The organism is Priestia sp. GS2 (assembly GCF_036409025.1).
GTDB classification, from domain to species: domain Bacteria; phylum Bacillota; class Bacilli; order Bacillales; family Bacillaceae_H; genus Priestia; species Priestia aryabhattai_A.
The window spans coordinates 1,108,823-1,126,581 of the sequence record NZ_JAZGJX010000001.1; the positions used below are offsets into that span (position 1 = coordinate 1,108,823).

Sequence of the window (17,759 nt, forward strand, 5' to 3'; positions counted from 1 at the left end):
AGAATAAAGCAAAAGGAATTCTTAAAGTAAGAATTCCTTTTTATGATTGTATTACTGCTGTAAGAATTTTTCTTTAAAGAAGTTTAATTGATATTCTAATGAAATTGGATCATTAAAATAAAACTCTTTTGCATTTGCTTCAAACAGTTGATTATTCTTTACAGCAGGAATGTTTTTGTACGTATCCGTTTCTTGGAATGACGTATCTCCATCTGCATTTTTACTGAAGATTACGTAGTCACCAGCATAATCAGAAAGAACCTCTGGTGAAATTGCATAGTAACCATCTTTTAATGCCATTTCTTTTACTTTTTCAGGCATTTTTAATTCCATTTCTTGATATAAAATTTCTGTACCACGTGCCCAATTATCACCGAATACATAGAGTTGCTTGTCAAAGTTTTCAATAACTGAAACAGTTGCATCTTCACCAATTTTTGCTTTAATATCTTTACCAGCTGCTTTTGCATCAGCTTTGAAATCATCAATCCATGTTTGAGCTTCTGTTTCTTTGTTTAAAGCTTTACCAATTTCTAAGTGCTGAGTTAAATAATCTACTTTTCCATACGTATACGTAACGGTTGGAGCAATTTCTTGTAGTTTATCAATGTTCTTTGTTGTAGATAAACCAATGATTAAATCTGGGTTTAATTCAATGATTTTTTCTAAGTCGTCTTCTGTTACAACTTCCGCATCTTTTAGCTGGTCTTTAAAGCGAGGATTGTCTTTTGACCATGAATCTACTCCAACTACGTTTGTATCTAAAGCTAAAACGTTTCCAACAAATGAAGCAAGAACAACTACGCGCTTAGGATCAGCAGGAACTTCAATTGGTCCATTTTCAGATTCATATGTAACAGTATCTGATTTTTTATCTTTTGCTTCATCACCTTGACTTTCGTTTGCGTTACCGCAAGCGCTAATAATGAGCACGAGTAAAAGCATAAAGGGAAGTAATAATTTTTTCATGTTGCTAGTCTCCTTCTATAGTAAATTATACGTAATACACATCGGTTTATTTGTTCTAGGATCTCGTCCAATTTCAGCATCGATTTGGAAGACTTCCTTTAAAACGTCTTGCTGCATGACCTCTTCGCACGTACCCGCTTTTATAATTTCGCCATCTTTCATTGCGATAATGTAATCTGCAAAGCGAGCAGCTTGGTTTAAATCATGCAAAACCATGATAACAGTGCGCTCTTGCTCTTTGTTGAGTTTCTGTAAAAGCTCAAGTACTTCAAGCTGATGCGCCATATCGAGATAAGTAGTGGGTTCGTCTAAAAAGATTATATCAGTTTCCTGAGCTAATGCCATTGCAATCCAAACGCGCTGACGCTGGCCACCGGATAAGGCATCAACAGGACGGTACTTATAGTCTAGTGTTCCTGTTACTTCAAGTGCCCAGTCAATAACTTCGTAATCTTTCTTTGTTAAGCGACCAAAACCTTTTTGATAAGGGAATCGTCCATAAGATACGAGCTCTCCTACGGTGAGTCCGTTGGCGCTTTCAGGAGACTGAGGAAGGATTGCTATTTTCTTTGCAAGCTCTTTCGTATTTTCTTTTGCAATACTAGATCCGTCTAATAATACGGTGCCAGATTGATGAGGAATTAAGCGTGTAATAGCTTTCAACAGCGTTGACTTTCCACAGCCATTTGAACCAATAATAGTGGTGATTTTTTTATCAGGAATTTGAACACTCAAATTTTTTACGATTACCCGTTCACCATATCCAATGTTAAGCTCTTCTGTATGTAGGCGAACCATGGCGAAACCTCCAGTGCAAAAGTGTTAATTAGAATGGTGATAATGATTATCATTTCTAATTCATTTTTACTATAATAGTCTGTTTGAGTTCTGTCAATCATTATTTTATTTGTCAATTCAATTAAAAAGATGTATATTTAAATGAGAATGATAATCAATGATGATTACTAGGAGTGAGCGAATCGTGAAAAACTCAGAGCTTTATGATGTAACCGTAATTGGCGGTGGACCAGCTGGGCTATACTCTACCTTTTATAGTGGGCTTCGTGAAATGAAAACGAAATTAATTGAATTTCAGCCTCGTTTAGGAGGGAAAGTCCACGTTTATCCCGAGAAAATGATATGGGACGTGGGAGGTTTAACCCCGACTCCTGGAGCCCAATTAATTGAGCAGCTTGTAGCTCAAGGATTAACGTTTGATCCAACAGTTGTATTAAACGAGAAAATTGAATCTATCTCTCGAAATAATGAGGGACATTTTTTATTAATGGGTTCTTCGGGCGAAATACATCAATCTAAAACAGTAATCATAGCGGTAGGTGGCGGGATTTTGAATCCGCAAAAGTTAGAAATTGAAGGAGCAGAGCGTTTTGAGATTTCAAATTTAAATTATACTGTAAAATCACTGCAACGCTTTAAAGATAAAGTCGTAATTGTTTCGGGAGGAGGAAATTCAGCCATTGACTGGGCTAATGAATTAGAGCCTGTGGCGAAAAAAGTGTACTTAACATACCGAAAAGACTGTTTATCTGGTCATGAGTCACAGGTGACCCAGTTAATGAATAGTTCTGCAACTTGTATGTTAAATACATCAATTAGCAAGTTAATAGCTGATGGAAACAGTGAAAAAATTGCTAAAGTGGAGCTTATCAATCATTTAACTGGAGAAGTTACATATTTACCAATTGACGAAGTAATCATTAATCATGGGTACGAGCGAGACACATCATTACTTCAGAACAGTGAGCTTTCAATTGAAATGATTCATGACTACTATATTGCGGGAAACTCGTCAAGCGAAACAACTGTGCCCGGCTTATATGCAGCAGGCGATATTTTGCAGCATGAAGGAAAAGTAAACTTAATTGCCGGTGCGTTTCAAGATGCAGCAAACGCTGTAAATCGGGCAAAGCTGTTTATTGAGCCTAATGCTAATAAAGTCGCAATGGTTTCTTCTCATAACGAAGTGTTCAAAAAGCGCAATAGAGAGCTAGTAAAGCAAATGTTACAAGCGTAAGAGGTGGCTACATATATAGTAGCCACCTTTTTTTCGTGTAATTGTATCGTGACAAACTACTAGACAATTTCATATAATTTTATAAGTAAGCGCTTACAATTAGTAGGGAGATGAAGGGAATGGCGAACACAGAGAAATATAAATTTGAAACAAAAGCGGTTCATGGCAAATATGAATCAAGCATGCATCATGACAGCCTTGCTACACCGCTATATCAAACATCCACTTTTACCTTTTCAAGCTTAAACCAAGGAGCAAGGCGTTTTGCGGGAGAAGAGAGTGGATATGTCTATTCAAGATTAGCAAATCCCACCGTAGCAGAGTTTGAAAGTCGAATGGCAGAGCTGGAAGAAGGTGAAGAAGCGCTAGCATTTAGTTCAGGAATGGCTGCTGTATCTGCAGCTTTAATTGGTTTAACAAAGGCTGGAGATCATATTCTTTGTTCAAAAGGTCTTTACGGCTGTACGTTTGGTTTATTGGAGCTATTAAATGAAAAATATGGCATTACACATTCTTTTTCAACCTTTCTAACAGTAGAAGAAATCAAAGCTAGCATTACTGATAAAACCGCGTGCATTTATATTGAAACACCGATTAATCCTACTATGCAGGTCATTGATTTAACCCTTTTAGTGTCAGTAGCAAAAGAACATGGAGTTCCAGTTATCGTTGATAATACATTTTTAACGCCATATTTGCAAAAGCCGTTAACTCTTGGATGTGACCTTGTTATACACAGCGCCACTAAATATATTGGTGGGCATGGTGATGTTGTGGCAGGCGTAATGGTTGGAGAAGCAAGCCTGATTCAAAGCATAAGAAAGACTGTTCAAAAAGATATTGGTGGAATTCTTGCACCTTTTGATGCGTGGCTATTAATTAGAGGTTTAAAAACCTTGCCTGTTAGAGTGGATCGACATTGTGAAAATGCAGAGAAAATTGTTGAAAAGCTGAAAATACATCCAAAAGTAAAAACGGTATATTATCCAGAAATAAAAGGGAGATTAGAAAAACAAATGGAAAGGAGCGGAGGGGTGTTAGCCTTTGAATTGAATGGATCAGAGGAATCTGTGAAGGAGTTTATGAATGAATTAAGCCTAATCTCCATTGCAGTTAGCTTAGGTGATACAGAAACTTTAATTCAACACCCTGCTTCAATGACGCACGCGGTTGTTCCTGAAGGTATCAGAAAGGAAATGGGCATATCAAACAAGCTATTGCGCCTATCTGTAGGCTTAGAATTTTGGGAAGATATATGGAAAGACTTAGAAAATGCACTTGATAAAATTAGCTAATTATGTAAGGAGGAAAAGACCTTTTTAATAGGGTCTTTTTTGTTTTGTCAAGAATTTTGTTCTCAAAATAAAAAGTTATGTTGAAATATACATATTCACTAGTTATAATGGTGTACATGCTTCTAATGAACGTTTTTAAATTATTCTGAAAAATATTTTCGGAAAGTAATTTCAACCAAGAAATACGGAGGGTTTTAGTTGTCAAATAAAATACCATTTTCATTTATTGTTGTAATTGGTCTTATGTTATTCGCTCTATTTTTTGGAGCGGGAAATTTAATTTTTCCAGCTATGCTTGGTCAATCAGCTGGTACTAATTTATGGTCCGCAAATGCTGGTTTTTTACTTACAGGGGTAGGTCTTCCTTTAATCGGGGTAATGGCCCTTGGGTTTTCAGGCAAAGATGATTTGCAATCTTTAGCTAGTCGAGCACACCCTGTTTTTGGTCTTGTGTTTACGATTATCCTTTATTTAGCTATCGGTCCACTTTTTGCAATCCCTCGAGCGGGAACAGTTTCTTATGAAATTGGCGTTAAGCCGTTTTTATCAGAAAGCGTAGGAGGCTTACCTCTATTAATTTTCACCATTATTTTCTTTGGGCTTGCGTGCTTCTTTTCACTTAAGCCAGGAAAGATTGTCGATATTATTGGAAAGGTGTTAACACCTGTTAAAATTGGTTCTATTGGTATTTTAGTTGTTGTAGCGATTGTAGCTCCAATCGGTGAATTTAGAGCTCCTCTAGAAGCGTATGAAACCAATTCATTCTTCAAAGGCTTTCAAGAGGGATATCTAACGATGGATACGCTAGCTTCATTTGTATTCGGTATTATGATTATTAATGCTATCCGTGATAAAGGGGCTACGACTAGGAAGCAAATCATTGCGGTATGCGGAGCAGCAACTCTTATCACAGCGACAGTATTAGGCGTTTTTTATACTGCTCTTGCTTACATGGGAGCAGCAAGCGTATCTGAGTTAGGCTATTTAGATAATGGTGGGTCTGTGCTCGCTAGCGTATCAAATTATTATTTTGGTTCATTTGGAGGCGTGTTTCTAGGTATTATGATTACCGTAGCATGCTTAACAACAAGCATTGGACTAATCATTGCTTGTTCTACTTTTTTTCACCAGCTATTTCCTAAAGTTAGCTATAAAGCAATTGCTGTTATTCTATCTGCCTTTAGTGCACTTGTTGCTAATATCGGTTTAACACAGCTAATTGCAGTTTCTGTACCAGTACTAACGGCTATTTATCCACTTGCCATTGTACTTATTGTGCTTACATTTTTGCATCCTTTATTTAAAGGACATCCTGTTGTATACCAAGGAAGCTTACTTTTAACATTCATTGTAAGTTTATTTGATGGATTGGGTGCTGCTGGGGTGAAAATGCAGGCTGTAGATTCAGCTTTTACACAATTATTACCTCTATATGATGTGGGGCTAGGATGGGTTGTTCCAGCCATCATTGGGGGCATCGTGGGATATGTTGTTGTATTGCTACGAGCGGGAACAGTTTTAAATAGACCAAGTAAATAGAAATGAAAAGAGCATGCTGAAGAGCATGCTTTTTCTGTTACACCCACTCTAAAAACTCCAAGCGATTACCAAAAGGATCATTTACATAAATGCGGTTAGCGTTTGGTAACTTTTCATCTTGGATAAAGGGAACGTGATGAGTTGTAAGGTGCTTTTTCAAAGCAAATAAATTTTCAACTTCAAAAGCAGGGTGTGCTTTTTGGGCAGGTATAAATGTTTGTTCAATTCCAATATGAAGTTCACAGTTGTTGAGTGTAAACCATACTCCACCATTTTTTTGAAGTTCAGTCGGTTTTTGAACTTCTTGAAAACCAAGAAGTTCATGAAAAAAACGCCGGGCTTCATTTTCACTATTAGGTGGAGCAGCAAGCTGAACGTGATCAATGCGTTTAAGAGAATAAACCAATGAATCGCCTCCATTTAAACTCACTTCTTTCTTCTATAATTTAGTATAGTGGATAGTTCTATTGTGTAGTAGAAAGAAAAAGTAGCGCACAATAATAAGAAATTCTTATGAAAAGACTAATTTTTTAGAAAATTTATTGATTTCTGTTTTCTTTTCGTGTTACCCTTTTAAAAAGGAATTTAAATGGAAATTTTCCTAAAACATCGATAGAAGGGAAGGCAGCTATGAATCCGGAAGTAAATCAGGTTGAGAAAAAAGGAATTATAGTAAGGGTATTAGACTCTATTGAAAGGATTGGGAATAAACTTCCACACCCCGCAGTATTATTTGCTGTTTTTGCGATGAGCATTATGATTGTTTCATGGGCTGTAAGTGTATTCGACGTAACGACTGTCCATCCTGGAACAGGTGAAGAACTTCCAATTAGAAATATGGTTTCTAAAGAAGGGATTCAGTTTATTTTTACATCAATGCTATCCAATTTCACAGAGTTTCAGCCTCTTGGTTTAGTACTAGCTATGATGCTTGGTATCGGAGTGGCTGATAAGGTTGGACTAATTGAAACATTTATTAAAAAGACTATTATAAATGCACCTAAAAGTGTTATTACATACGCAATTGTTTTTGCAGGAGTGCTTGGTAATTTAGCAGCAGATGCGGCGTTTGTCATTATTCCTCCGCTTGCGGCAACCGTTTTTTATACGCTAGGAAGGCATCCTTTTGCTGGTTTAGCAGCTGGCTTTGCGGGAGTAGGTGCAGGGTTCAGTGCTAACTTGGTCATTTCAGGTAATGATGCTTTATTATCCGGAATTGCAAATGAAGTAGTGAAAACGGTGAGCGATACGGCAACGGTAACACCTGTTGATAACTGGTTTTTTAATGCGGCATCTGTAGCGCTTGTTGTTCTTGTCGGTGGACTTGTAACAGAAAAAATTATTGAGCCAAGACTTGGTACGTACAAAGGGAATAAAGCATCTGTGATGTCAAAGGTATCCAACCTTGAAGTCAAAGGGCTTCGAAATGCCGGTATTGTAGGGTTTCTTTACATAGGAATGATTGCTATGATGACTGTTCCAAAAAGTGGGCTGTTAAGAAGCGATGAAGGTACTATTATTCCAAGTCCATTTTTAGATGGTATTGTACCAATTACGCTCATTTTCTTTCTGTTAATTGGAATGGCTTATGGATTTACAGTAGGAAATCTAAAGTCTATTTCCGATGTTCCTAACTTAATGGCAGAGTCAATGAAAGACATGGCAGGCTTTATCGTCTTAATTTTTGCGGCTTCTCAGTTTATTGCGTACTTTAACTGGACGAACATTGGTACGTGGATTGCTGTAAGTGGAGCTGAGATACTAACAGGAATTGGGCTAACAGGACTGCCTGTTATCATCGGATTCATCTTTTTGACTGCAGTATTGAATTTATTTATCTTTAGCGGGTCTGCCCAGTGGGCTTTAATGGCTCCTATCTTTATCCCGATGTTAATGTTGCTTGATTATCATCCGGCATATGTGCAAATGGCTTACCGAATTGCCGATTCGTCCACTAATGTTATTACGCCATTAAATCCGTATTTTCCAATTATCTTGGCATTAATGAAAGATTATGATAAAAGGTCAGGAATTGGCTCTCTCATTTCATTAATGCTCCCGTATAGCGTAGTCATTTTGGTTGCCTGGACTTTATTCTTTCTCATTTGGAATCTTTTTGGGCTTCCGATTGGGCCGGGGATTGAGATGTTTATCAATAAATAAAAAAGTCGCTGTGTAAAGCGACTTTTTTATTTGTCATCACCGCATTTTGGAGATAATGCCATTAGGATCTTGGCAGTAGTTTCATGTCCATAAAAATCGTATCCCATACCCCATCTTTTTCAGTGAAGCGTGTGTGAAAGCCCCTTGATTGCCAAAATGCAAAGCCGCCAGGAAGGAATGGGTGAGTGTGTAAGCTTAAGACATCATACGTCCCTTGACTAAAAGACAGTGCTTGTTGAAAGAGCTGTTTGCCAATTCCACAGCGGCGATACTTTTCGTCAACATAACACTTAACAATTTCAGCTGTGTTTTCTGGATAAAAGTCGTTCAGGTGACTAAAACGACGGTCATATGGATAAACACAAATGGTTCCAATTACTTCATTGGTAGGTGAAAAAGCAGCGAAGAAAGCTGTTTTTTCTTTATGTAAGTAGTGCATTTCAAAGTTTGCTAAATCTGGAGAAAGGACATCCTTATTCAGCATGGGAAACAGTTGACTGCGCATTTTAACTAAAAAAGCAACAACTTGTTTTGCGTCTGTAGTGGTGACTTGCTTAATAGCGACAGTAGATAGCATAAAATTTCTCCTTAGACTAAAAAAATTCCGTGTATGGTGAGAGTATACACCATTTCTTTGTAAAAAAGATTAGTATTTTCTGAAAAATAACTTTAAATATTCTATAAATTAGATTATAGTCTAATTAGATAAATATCTAACTAGGAGTGTTTATATGCAGTTGAAACGTATTGTGGACTTTCATAAAACAATGGGAGATCCGACGCGAATTCGTATTCTAAGTTTACTAAAGTCAGGACCCCTGAACGGGCAAGCAATTGCAGGCAAGCTAGGACTAAAACCGCCAACGATTACGCACCACATGGCAAAGCTTCGAGATATTGGACTGATTAAAGAACGAAGAGACAAAAATACGATTTATTTTTATCTCAATGTAAAAGCACTAGAAGCAAGCGCAACGGCTATTTTAACGATTGTAAATGAAGAGGTGATTGAAACAGTGGAAGAAAATGATCGTTTTAAAATTTTAAAGACCTTTTTTACTGCTGATGGAAAGCTGACAAATTTACCAGCACAGCGTAAAAAGCGTATGGTTGTGCTTGAAAAGATTATCAGTGATCTTAAGTATGGAATTGTTTATGAAGAAAAAGAACTGAATGAGTATTTAAAAAAGTTTCATGATGATTACGCAACGTTAAGGCGTGAATTAATCATGAATCATTATATGTATCGAAAAGATAATCAATATGAAATGAACCCTAAAGAGCTATGGGGTAAGATGTAAGCTAGTTTAATCAACTAGCTTTTATTTCACACAACTAATTAGATAATTATCTAATTAGTTAAAGGGGATAGAAAGATGATTTATTTATTAAAAGTTGAGAAAGCATATCGAAGTTTATTTTTAGCAGGGATTGTGAACGGAGTAGGAGATCGTTTCAGCCAAGTAGCGTTGTTAGCTTTGCTTTTAGAATATACGGAATCTGGCCTAGCAGTAGGTACAGCACTTGGCATTAGGGTTCTTCCGTTTCTTTTTTTTGGCCCCTTAGGAGGAGCGCTTGCGGATCGTTTTTCAAAGCCAATGATTTTAATTGTTACAGACCTCATTCGAATTCCGTTTGCTTTAGCTTTTATATGGGTAAACGATTCTTCAATGATTTGGCTTGTTTATGTCAGTACGTTTGTATTAGCAGCGGGAGAAGCTATCTATGCTCCTACAAGAAAGGCTTTAATACCTACTGTTATTCATTCGAACCGTATTGTACAGGTTAATAGTTTAGAGCAAGTATTATTAGGAATTGTATTAGTTGGTGGCTCTCTTATTGGTGGCTTTGCTTCTTTTTATATAGGAAGTGATGTCACGTTTATATTAAATGCGTGTTCTTTTTTATTTGCCAGTTTAATTGTATACAAACTAGTAGATAGAGGTGGACAACAAGTAAATTCGAAACCAACAGAATCCATTACAATTTCTGCTGTTTATTCAATTATTACGTCTTCGGTAGCTTTAATTTTGGTTTTTTGCTTTGAACTTTTTGTACCTATCTTTAATGGAATTGATAACGTACTCATTAGCGTGTATGCTGTTCAAGAATTTAACATAGAAAGCTGGGGGGTAGGCTTGTTTTACGGAGGACTTGGGATGGGGCTAATGCTTAGCTTTATTGTGGCGAATCGAATCCGAAAATATCTGTTGATTTGTGGATTAGTCTCTCTTGGAGTAGAAGGCATTTTCTTAATGATGATAAGTAACACCTATTCCTGGCAGCTTGCGTTTTGCTTTTATTTGGTTCTAGCATTCTTTTCAGGTATTAGCAATGCTTGTCTGGATTCAGTTGTTATGAGAGTGACGCCTTTACAACATCAAGGAAAGGTATTTGGTATGTTTACAACCATTTCCAACGTAACTCTGGGTTTATCTATGTTTGGAGCAGGCTTATTATTGACAGTAATAGATAGTCGAACACTTGGATTAATTGGTGGGATGGGATATGTAATCATCAGTGTAGGGTTAGTATGTATTTATATCATAAGGACTCTTAAGCAAAAAAAAACTCCTTTAATATAACATAATGAGTTGAAAGGCTGCTCAATTATTTTAGTAGCTTTTTTAGTTAATTAGGACCTATTAGTTTCTAAATATTGTTATTTATAGTTAAAATGTATTATTTTGCTTTATTTTGTAAAAAATTATGAAAATTTAGTTTATTATAGAATGTGAAGGGATACATTCCACCTATTAAAAAGGAGCGTGAAGTAGATGAAGGTGTTAAAAAGTTTTTTTGCTATTATGCTAGTCTTTAGTGTTATTGCACCAGTAGGATCTGCAGAAGTGCCAGGAGTGAATCGCTCGATGAAGCAAGGAGCGACGAAAGGCCTTGTGTCTGTGTCACACCCTTTAGCAGCTAAAGTAGGGAAAGAAGTGTTAGAAAATGGTGGTAACGCCGTCGATGCAGCCGTAGCTATTCAGCTTTCTTTAAACGTTGTTGAGCCAATGATGTCAGGTATTGGTGGCGGCGGATTTATGATGATTTACGATGAGAAAGAAAACGATATTGAAATGATTGACGGTCGTGAAATGGCGCCAGCTAATGTAACATCGAAATTGTTCTTAGATGAAAAAGGAAAGCCTGTACCTTTTAGCAAGAGACACACAACTGGAAAGGCAGTTGGAGTTCCTGGTACAGCAAAAGTATTAGAACAAGCCCTTGCAGATCATGGGACAATGACATTTGAAAAGCTAATTGAACCAGCTATTAAACAAGCGGATAAAGGTGTTAAGGTCAATTGGTCGATGGCACAGTATATTAATGAAAATAAGTCGAAGTTGAAAAATAATAAAGCAGCAGCCGAAATTTTCCTTCAAAATGGCGAACCCCTTGAAGAAGGAGATTTACTCCTACAAAAAGATCTTGCTAAAACGTTTAGAATTTTACAAGAGGATGGTCCTGCAGCTTTTTATGAAGGAGATATTGCGAAAGCTTTAGCTGAAGAAGTACAAGCTAAAGAAGGAACGATGACTGAAGAAGATTTGAAAAATTATACAGTTAAGAAAAGAGAGCCTGTAGCTACTACATACAGAGGTTATGATGTTATTAGTGCAGCACCGCCAAGCTCAGGTGGATTAACGGTGTTACAAATTTTAAAGCTGATGGAAGGTTATGATGTTAAAAAAATGGGAGCAAACTCTCCTCAGTACCTTCATTATTTAACAGAAGCGATGCACTTAGCGTACGCAGATCGCGCAGCTTATATGGCTGACGAAGATTTTTACGCTGTACCTAAAGAAGGCTTACTAAACGAAGAATATTTAAATGAGCGTCGTAAGCTTATTAACAAAAATCGTTCAACACCTGAGGTGAAAGAAGGAGATCCTTGGAAGTATCAAGGTGGGGAGAAAGAAAAGAAAGAAGTCGTGAAAGAAGAAACGCCAATCGGACAAACCACCCATTTTTCAGTAGTAGATAAGTGGGGAAATATGGTTTCGTATACAACTACTATTGAACAAGTATTTGGGTCAGGTATTATGGTACCTGGATATGGCTTTATGCTTAATAATGAAATGACGGACTTTGATGCAACACCAGGTGGAGTTAACGAAGTAGAGCCAGGCAAGCGACCACGGAGCAGTATGTCCCCAACATTTTTAGGAAAAGATGGAAAGCTGTTTATGGCAATTGGTTCACCAGGAGGCCCAACAATTATTGCATCAGTCGCTGAAACAATTATGAATGTTGTAGATCACGAGATGCCTATTCAAGAAGCAATTTTAACACCGCGTATTTATTCAGCAGCTTATCCAACCGTTAGATGGGAGCCTGATATTGATCAAAATACGCGATTAGAACTAATGGCTAAAGGGCATGCTTTTGAAGAAACAGCGCAGCATATTGGAAATGTCCAAGCAGCTATTCTCGATCGAGAAACCGGAAAGATGTACGGTGGGGCTGACAACACGCGCGAAGGAACCGTTTTAGGAGTGGATCGCTTTTCCTATAAAGCAAAACAGCCCAAGCCAATTCAAGAACAAAAAGAGGGGCCGTTCACAGTAAAAGTGAATAATGTCAAGTACCCATATACGCATGACCAGCTTAAGCTCATCGATGGCAAGCCTTATGTACAAGCTGATAAACTGCTACTTGGTTTGGGGCTTTTAAAAACGAGCGATTTGAAGCTGTATAAGCCAACGAAACACTCCTACTTACCGGCTGCTACTACTGCAGTAGGAGCAGGATTTGAAGTGAAGTGGGACGAAAAGAAAAAAGAGCTTTCTTTAGAGAGGGACCCTGTAGAAATTGATAATCCAATTGATGATGAAGATGGAGACATTATCACGAACTAAAGTTTAGTATTAAAAGAGACCAAGATATAAGTAGGTAAGCCCCTACTATACCTGAACAATTAAGAGTTATGAATTCTTAATTGTTCAGGCTTTTTGTTGTTTATAAAAAACAGTTTGAAAATAGTATGGAATAGAGCGTAGGACATTCGACTCCTTCTGGAACTAGAGTAAAACCTGAGATCCTGCAGCGCAGTGGAATAAACGTGTTCAGATAAAAGAGGTGAAAACAGCTAGTGTTCGTTTTTTAGAAGCAATCATGTTGTTATATCTCAAACTCTTTTGTTACAGGAATGTAAAAGCTTTAAACGTTAAAATGAAGTTCATAAATTCGCCATGAACTTATCTGTACGTTTCTCCAAAATCATGTATAATGATTCTTAATCTTTGCTATACATTATAGTAAAAACCATTAAGTGATAGTTTAAAAGGGGGTGATTCCATGGGGCAGGGAGACATAGCAGACGAAGCAGATTTGCAAGTATGGTTAATGTAATAAAAGTAGCGTGCATTAAAAAGAGATTGAAAGTTACACTTATGCACCTGGAATCACCTTTATACATAAAGGTGTAATCCAGTCGATACTTTTATAAAACAGGAGGTGTTCTCTTATTCTGCTTTTTGCCAGAATAAGAAAACGTATTGATTACACTTAATTTACTATTAGTTGCGCTTTTAATTGGTTTAACCGCGTTCTTCGTAGCGGCTGAGTTTGCCATTGTAAAACTTCGTAGTTCAAAGGTCGATCAGCTGATTGCTGAAGGGCGCAGAGGGGCACTTGCAGCCCAAAGGGTAACCACACATCTTGACGAGTATCTATCTGCCTGTCAGTTAGGTATAACAATTACAGCGTTAGGGTTAGGTTGGTTAGGAGAGCCGACTGTTGAGAAAATCTTAAATCCAATCTTTGCTGATTTTGGTTTTTCATCAACTCTGTCACATTTATTATCCTTTGCAATTGCCTTTGCCATTGTTACGTTCCTGCACGTTGTAGTAGGAGAACTAGCTCCGAAAACAGTTGCTATTCAAAAAGCAGAAACGGTAACACTGTTATTAGCGCCAGCTCTTATTTGGTTTTATCGTTTAATGTATCCTTTCATCTGGTTATTAAATGGATCAGCACGTATTTTAGTTGGTCTTTTCGGACTAAAGCCAGCTTCTGAACATGAAATTGCGCATAGCGAAGAAGAGCTTCGTATTATTTTGTCAGAAAGCTATGAAGGTGGAGAAATTAACCAAGCCGAATATAAATATGTAAATAATATATTTGAATTCGATAATCGCGTTGCACGTGAAATTATGGTGCCAAGAACAGAGATGATTGTGGTATCCAATGAAGATACAATAGAAGAATTTTTAAAAATAGCAGTAGAAGAACGCTATACGCGTTATCCAATTGTAGCAGAAGGAGATAAAGATCAAATCATTGGCCTAATTAACCTGAAAGAAGTTTTAAATGATGTGGTCATCCACAACCACTTAAAGCAAGAGAAGGTTGAGCGATATATGAAGCCAATTATTCAGGTTATTGAATCTATTCCAATTCACGACTTACTGTTAACAATGCAGAAGAATCGTACGCAAATGGCTGCTTTAATTGATGAATACGGCGGTACGTCTGGACTTGTTACAATTGAAGATATTCTTGAAGAAATCGTTGGAGAAATTCAAGATGAATTTGATGCTGAAGAAGTTCAAGAAGTTCGTAGAGTATCAGATAATCACTACCTTTTAAATGCCAAAGTTCTAGTTCAAGAGGTAAATGACTTATTAGGCATTCATCTCGAAGAAGAAGAAGTTGATACAATTGGTGGTTGGATTTTAACGCAAAAAACTGATATTGAGCTTCATGATTGTATCGTTTACGAGGGATATGAGTTTAAGGTGAATGATGTAGACGGATTGCAAATAAAAGAAGTAGAAGTAATGAAGTTGCAAGAAGACGTAGCTGAAGTATAATAAAAAACCAGCTTGACTATAGGGTCAAGCTGGTTTTTTTATATGTGATTTCTGCGCTTCCAATCTTCATAAAAATGCAGCAACGTTTGGTGTATCCCCTGGAGTGCCATGAGGACTAAGTAAAGCATCATAAATAGCACGATTTCACCTGTGAAATATGGAATGATAGCGATTATCGCCAATCAAACATAAAACATTTTATCTTTCATTCTCTTTCTACCTTTTCAATAGAACGAAGCTGTAATGAGCCACTTTGCAGCTTCTTCTAAATTTGTAGCAACATAATGAGGAAAGTCTTTCGTTTGTTTATGCTTATGCTCAGCAAGTGATTGTTTTCCTGCACCTGTCTGCACTAAAATTGTTGTTGCTCCTACTTTCCTTCCAGCTTCAATGTCCGACCACCGATCTCCAATTACCACACATTTTGATAAGTCTAACTGATGCTTACGGGCAGCTTCTATAAGCATGCCGATACTCGGCTTTCTGCATGTGCATCCCGCAGTGTGATGATGGGGACAAATGCAAAAGTCGTCAAACCCAAATGAAGTCAATTCGTTTATAAACTCATTTTTGGTTGCTTCTCCGCTTGAAATTCCAGGCTGGTTGGTAAAAGCAAATAGTTTAATATTGTGCTCTTTTAATAAATGAATGGTTTTTAATGAAAAAGAAAACAACGTAAAGTCTTTTGGGTAATGAACTGTATCGTCGCCTCCTATTGTGCCATCACGATCAATAAAAACTGCTTGAATACACGGAGCCATCAAGAAACCTCTTTTCTATTAAACTATTTTCATCTTATATGAATATGGATAATTGTTCAATTAATGGAATATTAAGTTGACAATTTTAACTATGAAATGTAATATATAGTTAACAAAAGTAATATATATATTGCAAAGTGGAAAAGGTGGTTGTTTGAAAAATAAAGTTAAATTTGCCCGCATTGAAAAAGGAATAACACAGGCAGACCTTGCACAAAAAGTAAATGTAACAAGGCAAACAATTGGATTAATTGAAAAAGGTAAATATAATCCTACCCTTCAGCTCTGCGTTAATATTGCAAAAGAACTTGACAAAACGTTAAATGATTTGTTTTGGGAGGAGGAATAACAATGAAAGATTCGTGGTTATCATATGTGCTTCCTAACGATGAGTACAAAGCTCAAAAAGTGGTTTATTTTCTAGGTGAAGGCTCGTTGTTGATGTGTGTTTCATGTGGTATCTTAGTCGTAGGAACCCACTCTCTACCAGAATGGAATCTGCCAGCTCAGTGGATTGCAGGGGTACCTATCTTACTGTTTGTAGCGTACGTATTTATTCGATATATTTTTTCTGGGATTGAGTATGCAAATGTAATGTCTGAAGATGCGTTTAAAAAAGAAAAAAAGCGAATCATGGTAAGGTCAGCGAGTTTTATGATCATCTTTTCAGTGCTCTATCTTGTTTCTGTAGGTCTGCAGTTACTTGGTGAACAGCTGTTTGACTTCATGATCGTTGTATTTGCAGGTTTATTCATTTTTCTAGCCGAATACACCTCGTTAAAACGCTCCTATTTAAAAAACAAAGAACTCTTAGATTAATGAAATAATGAGTGTGAAAAATAAACGAAGAAAAAAAGAAATGCAGGCTATACTTAGGCCTGTATTTTTATATGATAAAAAAATTGAATATTTCGTTTTATTTATTTGTAGTCCTAACTCATTGCTTGAATCCTTGGAGTAAGATAAGATATGTTCATATGAAAGGTGTGAATAGAAAGTGATAGTACGTACTGAAGAAGAAAAGCAAGGCTTAATGAAAATTGGAAAGATCCTTGCTGAGATAAGAGATACGTTAGTAAAAGAAACGAAGCCTGGAGTTACAACAGGTGAACTAGATGAACTAGCTAAAGAACTTTTTGAAAAACATGGAGCAATTTCTGCCCCAAAGGAATTATTTGATTTTCCAGGCTATTCTTGTATTAGTGTAAACGAAGAGGTAGCTCACGGCATTCCTGGAAAGCGCGTGATTAAAGAGGGAGATCTTGTTAATATTGATGTTTCAGGCTCTAAGGACGGTTATTTTGCTGATACGGGTATTTCATTTGTTGTTGGAGACAATAATAAGTTTTTGGAGAAGCTTTGTAAAGCAACAAAAGAAGTATTTGATGAGGGACTGAAAAAGTTTAAAGCTGGCGGTAAGCTTAGTAATGTTGGGCGAGCTGTTCATAACAGTGCGCGAAAACGTGGATACACGGTTATTACAAACCTAACGGGTCACGGGGTAGGACATTCACTTCGCGATAAACCAGATCACGTTCATAACTACTATGAACCAAGAGACCGCACTCTTTTAAAAGATGGAATGGTTATTGCGTATGAACCGTTTGTATCAACAAATGCTGAAGAAGCATATCAGTTGGATGACGGCTGGACGCTAGCGACAAATGACGGGAGCTTTGTTGCACAAATTGAACATACGATTATTGTGACAAAAGGTCAACCAATTGTTGTAACAGAATAAAAGCAGATGCATATGCATCTGCTTTTTTATTTATAGAATAAGCTGCAATAAACTCCATAGTCCAAATCCTACTATAATATAGCCGGATAACTTGTTTATCCAGCTTAGCCTTTGAGGCGTGAATGCTGATTTAAATATGCCAACTCCTAGGCTAAGTGACAGCCACCATAATCCTGAACCGATAAAGACTCCAACAACCATTTGCAACGCGCTAGGTAATGAAAACGATTCATTACTTAAACCGATACCTGAAAAAATACCGATAAAAAACAGGACCGTCATTGGATTTGTAACAGTAAGAATTAATATAGAAAAGAAGGATTCAAACAGCTGTGTGCTTTTTTGTGCAACAGCAGCTTTTTCTGCAGGTCGAGAACGAAATGTTTGTACCCCTAAATAACATAAAAAAGGCCACCGATTAACTGCAGCCATATTTTTTGA

At 37.0% G+C, this 17,759-nt stretch carries 17 protein-coding genes; 11 read left to right on the plus strand and 6 right to left on the minus strand.

Features of this window, described 5'->3' with window-relative positions; all coding sequences use genetic code 11:
* Positions 1 to 51: 51 nt before the first annotated feature.
* The gene (locus V2145_RS05700; RefSeq protein WP_094912138.1) at positions 52 to 969 is read right to left on the minus strand and encodes an iron-hydroxamate ABC transporter substrate-binding protein; all 918 of its coding nucleotides are present in this window, start codon (positions 967 to 969) and stop codon (positions 52 to 54) included.
* Positions 970 to 984: 15 nt separating this feature from the next.
* A complete protein-coding gene (locus tag V2145_RS05705; protein WP_330987393.1) occupies positions 985 to 1,767 on the minus strand; it encodes an ABC transporter ATP-binding protein in 783 nt (260 codons plus the stop codon).
* A gap of 184 nt (positions 1,768 to 1,951) precedes the next feature.
* On the opposite strand from V2145_RS05705, the gene V2145_RS05710 reads away from it, so the two are divergent.
* The 3 genes from V2145_RS05710 to brnQ all read left to right on the plus strand — a co-directional run bounded on the left by V2145_RS05710 (position 1,952) and on the right by brnQ (position 5,838).
* A complete protein-coding gene (locus tag V2145_RS05710) occupies positions 1,952 to 3,004 on the plus strand; it encodes an NAD(P)/FAD-dependent oxidoreductase (protein ID WP_094912140.1) in 1,053 nt (350 codons plus the stop codon).
* A gap of 119 nt (positions 3,005 to 3,123) precedes the next feature.
* Entirely contained in the window at positions 3,124 to 4,299 is a 1,176-nt protein-coding gene (gene megL, locus V2145_RS05715; RefSeq protein ID WP_094912141.1) for a methionine gamma-lyase, read from the plus strand.
* Positions 4,300 to 4,497: 198 nt separating this feature from the next.
* Complete coding sequence (brnQ, locus tag V2145_RS05720; protein ID WP_311857350.1) at positions 4,498 to 5,838, plus strand: branched-chain amino acid transport system II carrier protein; 1,341 nt, start codon at positions 4,498 to 4,500, stop codon at positions 5,836 to 5,838.
* 37 nt (positions 5,839 to 5,875) lie between these two features.
* Here brnQ and V2145_RS05725 read toward each other — a convergent pair whose 3' ends face one another.
* A complete protein-coding gene (locus tag V2145_RS05725) occupies positions 5,876 to 6,244 on the minus strand; it encodes a VOC family protein (RefSeq protein WP_330987394.1) in 369 nt (122 codons plus the stop codon).
* Positions 6,245 to 6,468: 224 nt separating this feature from the next.
* Here V2145_RS05725 and V2145_RS05730 point away from each other — a divergent pair, with 224 nt between their 5' ends.
* Positions 6,469 to 8,001 (plus strand): AbgT family transporter, encoded by a 1,533-nt coding sequence (locus tag V2145_RS05730; RefSeq protein ID WP_330987395.1) that lies wholly within the window; start codon positions 6,469 to 6,471, stop codon positions 7,999 to 8,001.
* A gap of 61 nt (positions 8,002 to 8,062) precedes the next feature.
* On the opposite strand, the gene V2145_RS05735 is transcribed toward V2145_RS05730, so the two are convergent.
* Positions 8,063 to 8,578, minus strand: coding sequence for a GNAT family N-acetyltransferase (locus tag V2145_RS05735; RefSeq protein WP_062686895.1), 516 nt, complete (start codon positions 8,576 to 8,578; stop codon positions 8,063 to 8,065).
* A gap of 154 nt (positions 8,579 to 8,732) precedes the next feature.
* Between V2145_RS05735 and V2145_RS05740 the strand changes: the two genes are divergently transcribed.
* The 4 genes from V2145_RS05740 (at position 8,733) to V2145_RS05755 (ending at position 14,816) form a co-directional block, all read left to right on the plus strand.
* Positions 8,733 to 9,302 carry a DUF2087 domain-containing protein gene (locus V2145_RS05740; RefSeq protein WP_094912145.1) on the plus strand — a complete coding sequence of 190 codons (570 nt, stop codon included), beginning with the start codon at positions 8,733 to 8,735 and terminating at the stop codon, positions 9,300 to 9,302.
* Positions 9,303 to 9,377: 75 nt separating this feature from the next.
* Entirely contained in the window at positions 9,378 to 10,586 is a 1,209-nt protein-coding gene (locus tag V2145_RS05745) for an MFS transporter (protein ID WP_094912146.1), read from the plus strand.
* Between the two features lie 192 nt (positions 10,587 to 10,778).
* The gene (ggt, locus tag V2145_RS05750) at positions 10,779 to 12,860 is read left to right on the plus strand and encodes a gamma-glutamyltransferase (RefSeq protein WP_330987396.1); all 2,082 of its coding nucleotides are present in this window, start codon (positions 10,779 to 10,781) and stop codon (positions 12,858 to 12,860) included.
* Positions 12,861 to 13,499: 639 nt separating this feature from the next.
* On the plus strand, positions 13,500 to 14,816 hold the full coding sequence (locus V2145_RS05755; RefSeq protein ID WP_094912148.1) for a hemolysin family protein: 1,317 nt from the start codon (positions 13,500 to 13,502) through the stop codon (positions 14,814 to 14,816).
* Between the two features lie 224 nt (positions 14,817 to 15,040).
* Here the strand turns inward: V2145_RS05755 and V2145_RS05760 are convergent, their stop codons facing one another.
* Positions 15,041 to 15,577, minus strand: coding sequence for an HAD-IIIA family hydrolase (locus V2145_RS05760; protein WP_311857364.1), 537 nt, complete (start codon positions 15,575 to 15,577; stop codon positions 15,041 to 15,043).
* A 154-nt stretch (positions 15,578 to 15,731) separates the two neighbouring features.
* Between V2145_RS05760 and V2145_RS05765 the strand changes: the two genes are divergently transcribed.
* From V2145_RS05765 to map, 3 genes are all read left to right on the plus strand, one after another.
* Positions 15,732 to 15,926, plus strand: coding sequence for a helix-turn-helix transcriptional regulator (locus tag V2145_RS05765; RefSeq protein WP_078989520.1), 195 nt, complete (start codon positions 15,732 to 15,734; stop codon positions 15,924 to 15,926).
* Between the two features lie 2 nt (positions 15,927 to 15,928).
* Entirely contained in the window at positions 15,929 to 16,396 is a 468-nt protein-coding gene (locus V2145_RS05770; RefSeq protein ID WP_311857367.1) for a DUF3278 domain-containing protein, read from the plus strand.
* A gap of 178 nt (positions 16,397 to 16,574) precedes the next feature.
* The gene (gene map / locus V2145_RS05775) at positions 16,575 to 17,318 is read left to right on the plus strand and encodes a type I methionyl aminopeptidase (protein ID WP_094912151.1); all 744 of its coding nucleotides are present in this window, start codon (positions 16,575 to 16,577) and stop codon (positions 17,316 to 17,318) included.
* A gap of 30 nt (positions 17,319 to 17,348) precedes the next feature.
* Here map and V2145_RS05780 read toward each other — a convergent pair whose 3' ends face one another.
* On the minus strand, positions 17,349 to 17,750 hold the full coding sequence (locus tag V2145_RS05780; RefSeq protein ID WP_311857370.1) for a LysE family translocator: 402 nt from the start codon (positions 17,748 to 17,750) through the stop codon (positions 17,349 to 17,351).
* Positions 17,751 to 17,759 lie beyond the last annotated feature (9 nt).